General features: G+C 44.8%; 10 protein-coding genes and 1 pseudogene. 7 read left to right on the plus strand and 4 right to left on the minus strand.

Annotation, left to right across the window (positions count from 1 at the left end):
• The first annotated feature begins 18 nt into the window (after nucleotides 1–18).
• Together fusA and tuf are read left to right on the plus strand one after the other, a co-directional pair.
• Nucleotides 19–2,121 carry an elongation factor G gene (gene fusA / locus ACYX4N_RS03475; RefSeq protein ID WP_474804199.1) on the plus strand — a complete coding sequence of 701 codons (2,103 nt, stop codon included), beginning with the start codon at nucleotides 19–21 and terminating at the stop codon, nucleotides 2,119–2,121.
• A gap of 63 nt (nucleotides 2,122–2,184) precedes the next feature.
• Nucleotides 2,185–3,369: an elongation factor Tu gene (tuf, locus tag ACYX4N_RS03480; RefSeq protein WP_012519826.1), complete on the plus strand. Its 1,185-nt coding sequence runs from the start codon at nucleotides 2,185–2,187 to the stop codon at nucleotides 3,367–3,369.
• A gap of 350 nt (nucleotides 3,370–3,719) precedes the next feature.
• Here tuf and ACYX4N_RS03485 read toward each other — a convergent pair whose 3' ends face one another.
• Nucleotides 3,720–4,607 (minus strand): TraB/GumN family protein, encoded by an 888-nt coding sequence (locus ACYX4N_RS03485; RefSeq protein ID WP_476055619.1) that lies wholly within the window; start codon nucleotides 4,605–4,607, stop codon nucleotides 3,720–3,722.
• 395 nt (nucleotides 4,608–5,002) lie between these two features.
• Here ACYX4N_RS03485 and ACYX4N_RS03490 point away from each other — a divergent pair.
• Nucleotides 5,003–5,968 (plus strand): annotated as a pseudogene (locus ACYX4N_RS03490) (alpha/beta hydrolase).
• Nucleotides 5,969–6,066: 98 nt separating this feature from the next.
• Here ACYX4N_RS03490 and ACYX4N_RS03495 read toward each other — a convergent pair.
• On the minus strand, nucleotides 6,067–6,585 hold the full coding sequence (locus tag ACYX4N_RS03495; protein ID WP_476055620.1) for a hypothetical protein: 519 nt from the start codon (nucleotides 6,583–6,585) through the stop codon (nucleotides 6,067–6,069).
• Between the two features lie 315 nt (nucleotides 6,586–6,900).
• On the opposite strand from ACYX4N_RS03495, the gene ACYX4N_RS03500 reads away from it, so the two are divergent.
• The 4 genes from ACYX4N_RS03500 to ACYX4N_RS03515 all read left to right on the plus strand — a co-directional run bounded on the left by ACYX4N_RS03500 (nucleotide 6,901) and on the right by ACYX4N_RS03515 (nucleotide 12,507).
• Entirely contained in the window at nucleotides 6,901–8,586 is a 1,686-nt protein-coding gene (locus ACYX4N_RS03500; protein ID WP_476055621.1) for a carbon starvation CstA family protein, read from the plus strand.
• Between the two features lie 269 nt (nucleotides 8,587–8,855).
• The gene (locus ACYX4N_RS03505) at nucleotides 8,856–10,037 is read left to right on the plus strand and encodes an SO_0444 family Cu/Zn efflux transporter (protein WP_476055622.1); all 1,182 of its coding nucleotides are present in this window, start codon (nucleotides 8,856–8,858) and stop codon (nucleotides 10,035–10,037) included.
• A 148-nt stretch (nucleotides 10,038–10,185) separates the two neighbouring features.
• Nucleotides 10,186–11,268 carry a CNNM domain-containing protein gene (locus ACYX4N_RS03510; protein ID WP_476055623.1) on the plus strand — a complete coding sequence of 361 codons (1,083 nt, stop codon included), beginning with the start codon at nucleotides 10,186–10,188 and terminating at the stop codon, nucleotides 11,266–11,268.
• A gap of 45 nt (nucleotides 11,269–11,313) precedes the next feature.
• Nucleotides 11,314–12,507: an energy transducer TonB gene (locus ACYX4N_RS03515; RefSeq protein ID WP_476055624.1), complete on the plus strand. Its 1,194-nt coding sequence runs from the start codon at nucleotides 11,314–11,316 to the stop codon at nucleotides 12,505–12,507.
• Nucleotides 12,508–12,540: 33 nt separating this feature from the next.
• On the opposite strand, the gene ACYX4N_RS03520 is transcribed toward ACYX4N_RS03515, so the two are convergent.
• Nucleotides 12,541–13,767 (minus strand): porin family protein, encoded by a 1,227-nt coding sequence (locus ACYX4N_RS03520; RefSeq protein WP_476055625.1) that lies wholly within the window; start codon nucleotides 13,765–13,767, stop codon nucleotides 12,541–12,543.
• Nucleotides 13,767–14,423, minus strand: a complete 657-nt coding sequence (locus ACYX4N_RS03525) for a methylamine utilization protein (protein WP_476055626.1) — start codon at nucleotides 14,421–14,423, stop codon at nucleotides 13,767–13,769. Before ACYX4N_RS03525 ends, ACYX4N_RS03520 begins: the two co-directional genes overlap by 1 nt.
• Between the last annotated feature and the right edge of the window lie 88 nt (nucleotides 14,424–14,511).

Consider the following 14,511-nt stretch of genomic DNA (forward strand, 5'->3'; position numbering starts at 1 on the left):
TTTAACTGAGAGAGATTTATGCCTCGTAAGACCTCGATTGAGCGTTATCGCAATATTGGTATTGTGGCTCACGTGGACGCGGGTAAAACCACGACCACAGAGCGAGTCCTGTTTTATACAGGGCTGTCTCACAAAATCGGTGAAGTGCACGATGGTGCTGCTACCATGGACTGGATGGAGCAAGAGCAGGAGCGTGGTATTACTATCACGTCTGCTGCAACGACTTGTTTCTGGTCTGGTATGGAGCAACAGTTCGATCAGCACAGAATTAACATCATCGACACCCCTGGACACGTAGACTTTACTATTGAAGTAGAGCGTTCATTACGTGTACTAGACGGTGCAGTAGTTGTTTTCTGTGGGTCTTCTGGGGTAGAACCTCAATCAGAGACGGTCTGGCGACAGGCTGACAAATATGAAGTGCCACGCCTAGTGTTCGTTAATAAAATGGACCGGGCTGGCGCTGATTTTGAGCGCGTTGTGGGGCAGATCCGCAAGCGTTTAGGCGCAAACTGTGTTCCGATTCAAATCAACATGGGCGCTGAAGAGAATTTCCATGGCGTCATCGACCTTGTGAAGATGAAAGCCATCAACTGGAATGAAGACGACATGGGTATGACATTTACCTATGAAGACATTCCGGCTGAATATCTTGATACCGCTGAGCAGTACCGTACCGAGATGATCGAAGCGGCTGCAGAAGCGTCTGATGAGCTGATGGACAAGTATTTAGAAGGCGAAGAGCTGACTGAAGAAGAAATCCGTTTAGGCCTTCGTACGCGTACACTGAACAACGAAATTGTTCTTGCCACTTGTGGCAGTGCCTTCAAAAACAAAGGTGTTCAGGCTGTACTAGACTCTGTAATTCACTATTTACCGTCTCCAACTGAAGTTAAAGCCATTACAGGTGTGCTTGACGATAAAGACGAGACTGAAGCAGAGCGTCATTCAAGCGACGATGAGCCTTTCTCAGCACTAGCATTTAAAATAGCAACTGACCCATTTGTGGGCACGTTGACCTTTTTCCGCTGTTACTCAGGTGTAGTTAATACGGGCGATACTGTATATAACCCAGTAAAAGGTAAACGTGAGCGATTCGGGCGTATCGTGCAAATGCACGCAAAAGACCGCGAAGAGCTTAAAGAAGTACGCGCAGGTGACATTGCCGCCGCTATCGGCCTTAAAGATGTTACCACTGGTGATACGCTTTGCGATCCTAATAACGTTATCACGTTAGAGCGTATGGAGTTCCCAGACCCTGTTATTTCAATAGCAGTAGAGCCTAAATCTCAGGCTGACCAAGAAAAAATGGGTATTGCCTTAGGCAAACTTGCGGCAGAAGATCCATCGTTTAAAGTTAAAACTGATGACGAGACGGGTCAGACAATTATCTCAGGTATGGGTGAACTTCACCTTGACATCATTGTCGACCGCATGAAGCGCGAATTTAAAGTTGAATGTAACGTAGGTAACCCACAGGTTGCTTATCGCGAAACCCTTCGTAAATCTGTTGAAGTGGAAGGGAAGTTCGTTCGTCAGTCAGGCGGTCGTGGCCAGTTTGGTCATGTATGGTTACGCATTGAGCCTCAGGAAGAAGGTTCAGGCTACGAATTTGTGAACGAAATCGTCGGTGGTGTTGTACCAAAAGAGTTCATTCCAGCGGTCGATAAAGGAATTCAGGAGCAGATGCGAAGTGGTGTTCTTGCAGGGTTCCCAGTACTAGATGTAAAGGTTACTTTGTTTGATGGCTCTTACCACGATGTTGACTCTTCTGAAATGGCGTTTAAGATCGCCGGCTCTATGGGTTTCAAAAAAGGCGCCGCAGAAGCAAATCCGGTGTTGCTTGAACCCACAATGAAAGTTGAAGTGACTACTCCAGAAGACTGGATGGGTGATGTAGTTGGTGACATTAACCGTCGCCGCGGCATGATCGAAGGTATGGAAGATGGCGTAGCAGGTGTTAAAATAATACGTGCAAAAGTGCCGCTTTCAGAAATGTTTGGCTACGCAACTGATTTGCGTTCACAAACACAAGGTCGTGCTTCATACTCAATGGAGTTCTTCAATTATTCTGAGGCGCCTAACAATGTGGCGCAGGCTATTATTGAATCTAGAATTTAATCTAAATGAAGGTTCGGTCCGGTCTATTGGTGGGTCGGACTTTTAACTTAGGAAACGAGAAAAATGGCAAAAGAAAAGTTTGAACGTACGAAACCCCACGTAAACGTGGGTACAATCGGCCACGTTGACCACGGTAAAACTACCCTTACTGCAGCTATCACTACAGTTCTTTCAAAGACTTACGGTGGTTCTGCTCAGGCTTTCGATCAAATCGATAACGCGCCTGAAGAGAAAGCTCGTGGTATCACCATCTCTACTTCACACGTAGAGTATGACACTCCTACTCGTCACTACGCACACGTAGACTGCCCAGGACACGCTGATTACGTTAAAAACATGATCACTGGTGCTGCTCAGATGGACGGTGGTATCCTAGTAGTAGCTGCGACTGATGGCCCTATGCCTCAGACTCGTGAGCACATCCTACTTGGTCGTCAGGTTGGTATCCCTTACATCATCGTATTCATGAACAAGTGTGACATGGTTGATGATGAAGAGCTTCTAGAGCTAGTAGAAATGGAAGTTCGTGAACTTCTTAACGAATACGAATTCCCAGGTGATGACCTACCAGTTATCCAAGGTTCAGCTCTTAAAGCGCTTGAAGGCGACGCAGAGTGGGAAAAGAAAATCATTGAGCTTGGTGAAGCGCTTGATTCATACATCCCAGAGCCAGAGCGTGCAATCGACAAGCCGTTCATTCTTCCAATCGAAGACGTATTCTCAATCTCAGGCCGTGGTACTGTTGTAACAGGTCGTGTTGAGCAAGGTATCATCAAGGTTGGTGAAGAAGTAGAAATCGTAGGTATCAAAGACACTACTAAGACTACTTGTACTGGTGTTGAGATGTTCCGTAAGCTTCTTGACGAAGGCCGTGCGGGTGAGAACGTTGGTGTTCTTCTACGTGGTACTAAGCGTGATGAAGTTGAACGTGGTCAAGTACTAGCTAAGCCTGGTTCAATCACTCCACACGTTAACTTCGAAGCAGAAGTATACGTACTGTCTAAAGATGAAGGTGGCCGTCATACTCCATTCTTCAAAGGCTACCGTCCACAGTTCTACTTCCGTACAACTGACGTAACTGGTGCTGTAGAGCTTCCAGAAGGCGTAGAAATGGTAATGCCTGGTGACAACCTTAAATTCAAAGTTGAGCTAATTGCTCCGATCGCGATGGAAGAAGGTCTTCGTTTCGCAATCCGTGAAGGTGGTCGTACAGTAGGTGCTGGTGTTGTATCTAAGATCCTAGACTAATCTAGACTTAGCAACACAAGCCAAAAAAAGCGCACTTAGGTGCGCTTTTTTTATGCCTAAACATCAGGCGGCGCTTGTTCAATCTAGAACACGCCGTGAACCCATCCATGGGGGCTTCGCAGCTGCTTCCATGCAGCTGAGAGTTCTAGATTGAACAAGCTCCCCCTTTACATCTATTTAGACTGTGCGGAGAGGAAGAAACACGCCGTAAACCCATCCATGGCGGCTCCGACACCGCATCCCTGCGGTGTAGGGTTTCAGAGGGCATACACTCACTCCCTACTCAATCAGCATAAAAAAGCTAGGCATTTGCCTAGCTTTAGCTTTGTTAACCCTGTGCCAAAGGCGAATTACATTTGTTCTATCTTGTAACCTTTAGCTTCCAATAGGGCAATCACGCTGTCATCACCCACTAAATGTCCTGCACCCACTAAAACAAACTCTTGGTCTTCATCGCCGAACATAGCTTCGATTTGAGGTAACCAGTTTTGATTACGCTTGGTAAACACATCATCATAAGAGGTAGGAGATTCACGTTTGAATGTGTCTACCACCAACTCGTCAATTTGATCAGTGTCACCGTTTCGCCATGCTTTAATAGTGCTTTGTAGCATGTCTTTTAGCTCTGGTAAGGTTTCTAACGTTTCAGAAATAAGGCGATCTTCTTCACCCGCGCCCATGTTCGCAAGCATGTTGATTTGAAAATCTAGTGATTCTAAGTATTCACTTGCTTTACCGTCACGTGCCGCCAACTGCATAAAATAGGCATCTACCCCTTGCCCGGCCATCTGAGAGCGTTGTGCTTCCATAGCAACTAGCATTGATGCAACCATGCCTGGCTTAAATCGAGCTAACTGGTCAGCAGTAGCGCCGAAGTTAGCTAAATAAGCATTAAGGGCTTGATAGGTTTCTTCTGATACATCATCTTTAAGCGACTTGCCTTCTGCATACGCGAGCCCTGCCATCATTTTCTGTTGGCCTTCAATGTCTGTGGGATCCGGCATTTTGACTTCGAATACTAGTGTGTCTGCCTGCTCATAGACGTCGGTAAATTCACTTGGCAGAGGGAATTCAGAGATAGGTAAAATATGGATAGTGCCACCTACATATACGGCATCTTCCCCATTGGATACTTTCCAAACTGACGTTTGGCTATCATCGTCGGCAATAACGGTTGTTACTGTTGATACAGCGAGTCCTAGTGAGAACAGTAGTTTGTGTATAGAAAAGCTTTTCATCTTCATCCCTAATATATGTACTTATTATTAGCTAAAGCGTGCGATTTAGTATCCCTTCGCTTTTAAAAAATTCGTAATCATTTTAACGGTAGTGAGTAAATTATAAGCTAGCGTAGCAAAATGCAATCTAGATATAACCTGTACTTAGAGCTATTTTTTCAAACTACCTAGAAAAGGCGCATCTAGGTCTAGGCGAATGCTAGCAATTGAAGCCGCAAATCAGACTAAGCTTTACATTTACGCGGATTGGTATTACAGCTTTGTTCACGTACCTTAACTCTTATAGAAAGCTACACATTTACGTAAGGCGTTTATTCATTATGAAATTTACATACCTACTGATGTACGTACTTACGTTGTTATTTACTCCTACTACATTAGCTACTACAAGCCCTATGCAAAATAATAAGCCACCATTACCCCAAGCAGCCAGTGAGGCGCTGATAGAAAGCATCTCAGCATTTCCCCACTTCACCAAAGAAGAAGTAATAGCGAGTACGCCTCGTACCATTGATGCGTGGAGAGACTATGTTCACGCTAGAAATAGCGAGCAAAAGAAAAAGACTAAAAAAATGAAGAAAGAGCTTAACGTGGATGTTGAGCTTATTGATTTAAATGATGTGGTAGTGCGCAAGCTGACACCTAGAACGATTACTCCTGAATTTAAAGACAAGGTTTATCTTGATATTCATGGTGGGGCGTTTGTGCTTTTTGGCGGTTTGCCGAGTATCGAAGAAGGGCTGCTAGTCGCTGAACGGTTAGGTATTGTGGTGTATAGCGTTGACTATAGGATGCCACCAACGTTTCCTTTTCCCGCTGCACTGAATGACGTAGTTGCAGTTTACAATGCTTTACTCGACCGAGCTGGTAAGGGAAATGTATTTGTGGGAGGAACATCGGCTGGAGGTGGTCTAGTGCTTTCACTTGTCCAGTAGCTCATCAGCAGCAAAAGCCCTCTACCCAAAGCTGTGTATGCAGGCACGCCTTGGGCCGACCTTACCAAAACCAGCGATAGCTTTTCTACAAATGAGGGTATAGATGGTGTGTTGGTGACCTACGATGGGGTACTTGAAGCTGCCGCAAAACTATATGCTGGCAAAAAAGCACTAACAGACCCTGCTATATCGCCACTTTACAGTTCTTTTGAAGCATTCCCGCCAACTTTGCTGGTGACAGGGACGCGAGACATGTTTTTAAGTGATACGGTAAGAGTGAGCCGTGCAATACGTGATAGTGGAGGTGTTGCGCAAATAGAAATCTTTGAAGGGCTATCCCATGCCGAATATTTGATTTTTTATAAAACCCCAGAGTCGGAGACCACTTACAGGTCGATGAAATCCTTTTTTCTCTCTGCTATCTAATCAGTTTAGTGCGCATACCGTTAAGTATGCGCACTAAAAGCGCCATAACACAGACTTAACTAAACAAATATTTCGAAACAAAAGGTTCGAGGTAAAAATTACGAGCCAAAAATTACGGTTAACACGGTAACGATAGCTCCGATACCAGCTATTTTTAGCCCGTTCTTGAACATAGGCAGTTTAGGAACAAACATCAAAAACGCGGAAATAACAAAAAATAACAAGCCTACGCCAAAGCTTATATTGAGCCAAAAAAGAGGACTGTTATTCGTCGCTTTGTGAAGCTTAACCATTTTAGACAGAACGATAGGATAGTCTTTTTTGGTGATAGTGGCTTCACCCGTAGCTTTATTGTACAGGCCTACATTAAGTACAATTTTGTCTACGTTTTCACTTGTGACTTTACTGCCTCTCATTTTAAGCAAAGGCAGCAGTTCTTCACCTGATAGGTTTGCTTCAAATTGCCTGGTCTGGACTTGTTCATACTTCAATATATCGGTAGGGCGAAATATTAAAAGAATGCCGCTAATAGCGTATACACCCATTATGCCCGCGAGAAAAAAACCAAGCCAACGGTGATATTTGCGAAAAGCCATGTGAAATTTAGGTGATGCCATTGTTCTGCCTACAGATAAAAAGAGGCGTATTTATAAACGAGAATGCATCTTATTTAAAGCGCTGTTTACCTGTTTGATAGAAAATTTTAGATTAACAGCGTTATTTTTCTCTCTTCCGTAGCGCTGCCTATAATCAAGAAACGCTAAGTGGTATGAAGAGTCGTAAAAAACTACGCCAGAGTTAGACTTTAGTCTTACAATGGCGCTAAACCATGGCGACAAATGGTTTAATGTTAAAAGACAGACTCGGGTTTTTAAGCTTCGATATACAGCGAAGCTTATGAGATCTTATAAAAACAATATTAGGATAGTAAAATGCAGTCTATTGCCATAGTGATACTGGGCATCATTGGAATGTTGCTTGGTTGGTTCGTATATTCGAAGTTTATTGCGAACCGTATATTCAAGTTGGATGATAGTTTTGTAACCCCCGCCCATACCATGCAAGATGGTGTCGACTTTGTTCCCACCAATAAAGTAGTGTTATGGGGTCACCATTTTACCTCGGTAGCCGGAGCTGCGCCGATTGTAGGCCCCGCAATTGCCGTTTATTGGGGCTGGGTACCCGCTGTTCTGTGGGTGGTATTTGGAACAATTTTGTTTGCTGGTGTGCACGATATGGGCGCCTTATGGGCCAGCGCTCGCCACAAAGGGAAATCCATGGGAGCGCTCTCTGAGAGTGTTATTGGTAAACGCTCCCGCTCACTCTTTATGATAGTGATTTTCCTAGTACTTTTAATGGTTAATGCCGTTTTCGGCGTGGTTATCGCTAATTCCTTTGTTTCCCAACCTAATGCGGTTTTCCCTGCGTGGATGGCGATTGCCGTTGCATTAGTTATTGGTCAGCTACTAAAGCGTAACTTCAGTCTTATTCCTTTGTGTCTTGTCGGTATTATCGTGCTTTACGCATCGGTCTATGCAGGCAGTTATATTCCACTGAGTCTACCGGAAACCATGTTTGGTTTAGCCGATAAAGCAAATTGGATTATCATTCTTTTCGTTTACGCTGCCATTGCATCATTACTACCAGTTTGGATGTTGCTTCAACCACGTGACTTCATTAACGGCATGCAGCTATTAGTGGGCCTATTTTTGCTTTACGGTGCGGTATTCTTTGCTATGCCAGACATCACTGCGCCAGCGTTTAACACGCAAACGGCGGTAGATTCACCAAGCCTGATTCCATTGCTGTTCGTTACCATTGCATGTGGTGCGGTTTCTGGCTTCCACGGCATAGTGTCATCAGGTACTAGTTCCAAGCAGCTTGATAAAGAAACAGACGCACGCTTCGTAGGTTACCTTGGCGCCGTGGGCGAAGGTTCACTTGCGCTTATTACTATTGTCGCGGTTAGCGGTGTAGCGTTCGCTGCGTCACCTGAAGAATGGCACGAAGTCTATAGCCACTTAGGCGCTGGAAGTGTCGGTGCATTTATCACAGGTGGTGCGAATCTTATTCAACAGGGCTGGGGATTGCCAGTAGATTTCTCTTCAACGATCCTTGCGGTAATGGTTGTCCTGTTCGCAGGCACTACTATGGATTCAGGCGTAAGGTTACAGCGCTACATCATACAGGAATGGGGCGATATCTATTCTATTGGAGCACTGAAAAACGGCGTAGTAGCGACGCTTGTGGCGGTGGGCTGCTGTTTGCTACTCGCATTTGGCGCAGGTGGTGCGTCAGGCAGTGGCGGTATGATTATTTGGCCTTTATTTGGCTCTACTAACCAGATACTAGCCAGTTTAACCCTGTTAGTAATCTCGGTGATGCTGATTAAATTAGGCCGACCAGCGAAATATACGCTCATTCCAATGGTGTTTGTGCTTATCATGGCTTTCTTTGCTGGCCTGATAAAGCTTAAAGAGTACTACGTAGAAGGAAACTATCTGTTGGTCTTCTTAGACGCAGTAGTGCTGGTGGTTTCAGTACTCGTAATGCTCGAAGCTTTCTCTGTAGTGTCTAAGCTTAAAAAAGAGAAGCAACATAAGGCTACACAAGAATAAGCACCTTAATGATTAACTGAACAATTATCCGATTTTTCATGGTTGACCTCTGAGTTTAAAAAGCACACTCACGAGACAGTCAACATTCGGCCAGTACATTTGTACTGGCCATTTTTATGCCTCTACAATCAACCTAATCAGTTTTGTTGATTTTCTGTGACACCTTATATCTGTTACTATCTCTAGTGTTCAATACAAGGTGACTTTGTCTGCAAGCAGGATATGCTTACGAGCATTGAAGCTTAAGGCAAGGTTACAAGAGAGGCTATGTGTCAGATATCATTTTACTAGGGCAAAACTTTCTAGCGCTATTCATGGAATCAGCACCATGGCTGCTATTGGGTTTACTGGTCGCAGGAGTGATGCATGAGCTAGTGCCTGTATCTTTTTTAGAAAAGCATATGGGTAGCGCATCATTTGGCTCTATTAGCAAAGCTGCTATTATCGGCGCGCCTTTACCACTTTGTTCATGTGGCGTTATTCCGGCAGCACTCGGTTTACGCCGAAGCGGCGCATCTAAGTCTTCAACGATATCTTTTTTAGTGTCCACACCAGAAACGGGTGTAGATAGTGTGTCAGTTTCCTACGCTTTGTTGGGGCCTTTGTACGCTATCGTGAGACCTATTGCAGCAATCATAAGTGCAATCTACGCAGGTTTGATGGTACGCTTTTTTGCGGAGCGCAGCGAGCTAGCAGTGCAGAGTGAACCTGTAGCTGCTTCAGCCACTTCATCGTGTTGCAGCAGTAAAGCAGAGCCAGAGGTTGTGAAGAAACCAGAGGGTAAGACCCAATGCTGTGACAGCGAGTCTGCCCATCAGCACGATCACCGTGCTGGCCAGCATGATCATAATCTACCGCGCAAATCATCTCAGGTGGCTAAGGTATTGTCTTATGCAAGTGGCAAGCTGCTAGAAGATATTGTGGTGTGGCTACTTATTGGTTTAGCCCTCGCCGCCGCCATTAAAACTTGGGTGCCCACCGACTTTCTTACCCAGTGGGGAGATGGTGTGGTCGCTATGCTTGTTATGGCACTTATTGGTATTCCTATGTACATATGCGCTACCGCGTCTACACCGCTTGCGGTTGGCTTTTTGGCTGCAGGGTTATCTCCTGGTGCCGTGCTTGTGTTTTTGATGGCAGGCCCTGCCACTAATGTGTCTACTATGGGCATGATTAAACAAGAAATGGGTACGCGAACTCTTGCGCTTTATTTGTTCAGCGTTATCTCGGCAAGCATAGGCTTTGGTTACGCGCTAAACTACCTAGTGTCCTCGTTTTCTCTATCTTCGATGATCAAAACAGCCAGCCACGTTCATGAGCACGGCGCAGGTGTTCAAATAATCTATGCTTTGTGTGCAATTTTGCTGGCGGGATTGATGTTAAGGCTGGGTGTGAAAAAGCTTCAGCAATATCGCCATAATCACGAACAGCACTCGGCATGCTGTGGTTAGGTTTAACGCTGCAGTTGCTACTCCTCATTCAAGCGCTCGAATGTTATTTACAGAGCGCTTGTATATCCCGCTCTATTATCCATAATAGTCGCTCAACTTCTTTAAATTAAAACGCGTTTAAACCTACAGGGACGCTTGGAATAATTACATGCTTTTACTTATTGTGTACGTCTTCATTGCACTGGGCTTTTCTTTTTTGTGCTCAATCGCAGAGGCTGTAATTCTGAGCGTTTCGTCAGCGTATATCTCTGTTCTAGAAAAAGAGGGCAAAGCTAGTGGTGGGCTATTGCGTAAGCAAACCGATAATATCAACACCCCGCTATCTGCTATTTTAACGCTGAACACCATTGCCCATACCATGGGGGCTGCCGGCGCAGGTGCGCAAGCAGCGGCCGTATTCGGCGACGCCTATTTAGGTGTTATTTCAGCTGTCCTTACTCTGCTTATTCTAATTTTTTCAGAGATTATTCCAAAGACGCTTGGCGCTACTTATTGGCGAACACTTGCCCCTGTAACGGCATACTTTCTCAAATACCTTTCAATCGTGCTTATGCCGTTCGTTAAAATGTCTGAGCTCATGACTAAAGGATTCAAGGAAGACAGCCCACTTCGCGGATTGAGCCGCAGTGAACTTCATGCCATGGCAGAGTTGTCAGGGCAGGAAGGGCAGTTAGCTAATCATGAAGCGGCGTTTTTGCAGAGCTTATTAAGCTTGCACGAGCTTAGAGTTAAAGATGCTATTACCCACCGAACGGCGCTATTTAAAGTATCAGAGTCGATGACGGTGGAAGCGTTTTTCCATAAACACGCCAATATTGAGTTTTCACGTATACCTGTATTTGAAGATAGTGACTCAGAGAACATTACTGGCTACGTAATGCGCTCTGACTTGTTGGTCGCGCAGGCGAGAGGTAACACTGATAAGCCGCTTTCTGAATACGCCAAAGACTTGGTCACAGTATTAAACACCATGCCTTTATCGGTAACTTTTGAGCACTTCATTAATAAGCATGTACACATGTTGTTGGTAGTAGATGAGTACGGTGGCTTAGAAGGCGTTTTAACCTTAGAAGATTTGCTTGAACGCTTATTGGGCGTAGATATTGTAGACGAAAAAGATACAACAGTGAGTATGCGTCGGTTAGCGAAGATGATGACAAAGCGTAAGGAGCAGATGATGATTAAAAATGTTCCCGATGCGTCACTTGAAAAATCATCGAGGAAAAAATAACCTATATTGCAACAAAGGCCTAAACCGTTATTAAGGATGATAGTTATGTTTAAAGCGATATTGAAAAAAGCTAAACGACGTAAAAGCCTACCAGCACCCCTATCAATGAACCGGCACGAGGCTGAGCAAAAACCGCTCGCCTTTATGGTAGCTGTTTTACTCACTTCTGGTTATATGGCTGGCGCAACTGCACAAGAGTTGAGCATTCCCTGTGATGAAGTTGAAGAGAAAGCATTAGCAGAAGCCAAGACTAACGAAGTGGAGCGGATAAGTGCATTTAAACCCGCGACCCCGTTAGAGCGCGTTGACCCTAGATATCCTTCTTCTGCAGCGAGAAAAGGCCGTGAAGGCTGGGTTAGGCTGAGCTATGTTATTGATGAGGAAGGCAGAGTGAAAGACCCTGTCGTCGAAGACTTCTTCGGAAGCCCCTCTTTCAAGCGCAGTGCACTATCAGCGGTTAAGAAGTGGCAGTATGACCCTGCAATAAAAAACGGTGAACCTACTCAACAGTGTCACCAAGCCGTTCAAATGGACTTCGCGTTAGCCGGAAAAACAGGCGCCACCCGTAAGTTTATTAAAGCCTATAAAAACGTAGATGAAATATTTAACGCCGGAGAAGTAGAGGCGGCAGATGAAGCTCTCAAAGAGTTATTAAGCTGGGATACGTTAAATCGGTACGAGAATGCGTGGTTACTCAACTTGGAGTCACAGATTGCAGGTGCTAAAGGTGACATCGAAAGAGAAGCGACAAGCTTAACGCGGTTGCTTGCTAGCAATGGACAAAAGCGCCTTGACAATGCGGTGTTCGATGATGACTACGTGGCTTACGTGCTTCAAAGAAAAGTCCTTCTAGATACGCAGCGGGGGTATTTTGCAGATGCCTTAAAGTCTTACAGCAGGCTTCAAGAAATGGAGGATCAACAAAAGCGTATCGAAGAAACTGCTTCCATAATAAATCAGATTGAAACATTTATTGCGTCTGAAAAGAATCTCCAGGTACCTGTGAACATGGGGAACAACGGGCAATGGTTCCACACGCTGGTGAGAAACAAGTTTGCTTTTAATAACATACAAGGCGAACTTGATACGGTGGAAGTTCGCTGTGACTCCCACCGAGAAAAGTTCACCGTAGCCGAGGCTCATGTTTGGCATATCCCACAAAGCTGGGGGCAATGTCAGGTTATGGTTAAAGGTGACAGTGAAACGAAATTTGACTTAATTGAGGTTGCCGAAAGTTAGATTTCGCCAGACTGAGCTTTAAAAAGCTATAGTTCAGAGTGTTGCGGTTAACGCCACTTGAAAGAGGTGTTCTGTGAAATTCTCACTAGGCTGAAAAAAGCGCAAATTTTCTTGAAGACCTGAATTTAGCTGCCATTCTGTCGTTATGGAAAAATGAGAGGTTGCGTCGTACTTTACGCTAAAAGTAAAGGCGTGCCCTCTACTTCCATTAGGGTCGTACGTAGTGTTGTCATTATCACTCACGCGATACCAGCCTATGCGTGCTGCCGCGGTTAAGTCTTTCAGTCCCACCGCATTCAAATCTAAGGCAGCGGCAATATAAGCGCTCGCAAAGCCATTATCGACAATATTTTCGCCCATTAAGGTGTCGCCATACAAAAATTGAGAAAACAGTGTTATTTCGGGGCGAGGTAAATAGCGCAGTGTTAACGAATGAAAACGTGTATGCCACGCATAAAGTCGATCTGGGTCGACTACATTGGCATCTGCGTTGTTATCGTAATAGTAATAGCGCATTTCAGCGCTGCGCTTGTACGCCACATGTGCCCCAAAATAATAGCCGAAGCGGTTGTCTATTTCTCTAAAGGGTTCGGTCCAAGCGGGCGCACCCAGGCCGTCTTCGTCAACCACACCTGGGATAGGCAAAAAGTTCACCCGATCGTTGTAAAGGGACTGTCTGTCGTGAAGAGCAAAGCCTCGCCAAGAAAGTAGGGTACCTGTGGTGTCGTTTCCTTTGAACAAACTGCCTAATATCTTCCACGACCAGTTGCTTCGCACTTGCCTACCGCTTTGCCTAAAACTTAACTCAATGCCGCCTGTTCTTAGTTCTTCACCTATCCAGCTGTTTATGGCTGAGTTAGTGAGGAAGTGAGGTGATAGCCAAGCAATGTCTGTATTTTCAGCTGAAATAGCAGGATAAAATGCACCTACTTTTACTTCTGGCTTTATAGATGAGGCGCTAAGTGGCCGATATTTTAAATAGAGCTGAGAAAAGTTGAGTCGTTCCTCACCGTCACTGTAAGCGTTTAAAGCACCAGATAATGTCCAATCGTCAAACAGACGCTGGTTGGTTGAGATAACTGCTTGAGAAAGGTGTAAGCCATCACCTTCGAATCGCTGGTGGTTTTGGCCAAAGTCTTGAAAACTTTGTGTGTTTTCTTTCAGCGCCCAGGTTCCGCGCAACAAAAAGTCTGTTTCTGCGTAGCTTGCGATAGAGAAAACTAACGACAATAGGGCTAATGATTGAGTGACAAACCGCATCAATAGTCGCCGAAACCAGAATCGAATCCGTCATCCCTAATTATGTTTGTATTAAGTGCCCATGTTACTTGAGTATCGGCAGACACAGAAATGGACTGTGCAGGGAGCGCTTTTTCACCTTCCACTTGCGGGTGCCAAAAACGGACGGTGTACTCACCATGAGGAAGTGAAATTGAAGACTGCCCTTCAGTATTAGTTTTTCCAAAAAAAGGAGAGTCTGAGACTACAATGTAGCCCAGCATCCAATCATGAATATTACAGCCAATATCCACAATACCTGCATTTTCAAAGCGTAAAGGCTCTGCCGTAAACTCTTTATAGAGCTTTAGTTCGAATTGTTTCGTAGGTGAAAATGAATAGACGTGGTGAAACAAATTATCCGCATTAGGGAAAGTCACTTCAGTACCCGCTTTTACCACAAGCACGTGAGGTTCAAACTGTTTATCTATTTGATTCATTACGGCTGGTTTTTGGTGTGGCATTTGATGCTCATCCACCTCAAACTGGGGCTCAAATAGAAATACGCCGTTAACGACAGGCTCACCATCGCTATCATTCAGTGTGATAGAAAAGCTAGCGGTTTCGCCGTTTTGTCCTAAGGCCATACTTGAACAAGCCATAAAAAGAAGGGCGGTAAAAAGTGTTTTATATTTCATTCAAGTACCACAGCACAAAGTATAAAAAGAAAGCGTCAGTTGAATTAACCATAGAATAAACCCAGTAATATACAACTGCGCTACACCA

Source organism: Alteromonas sp. ABH4_452, from assembly GCF_056311825.1.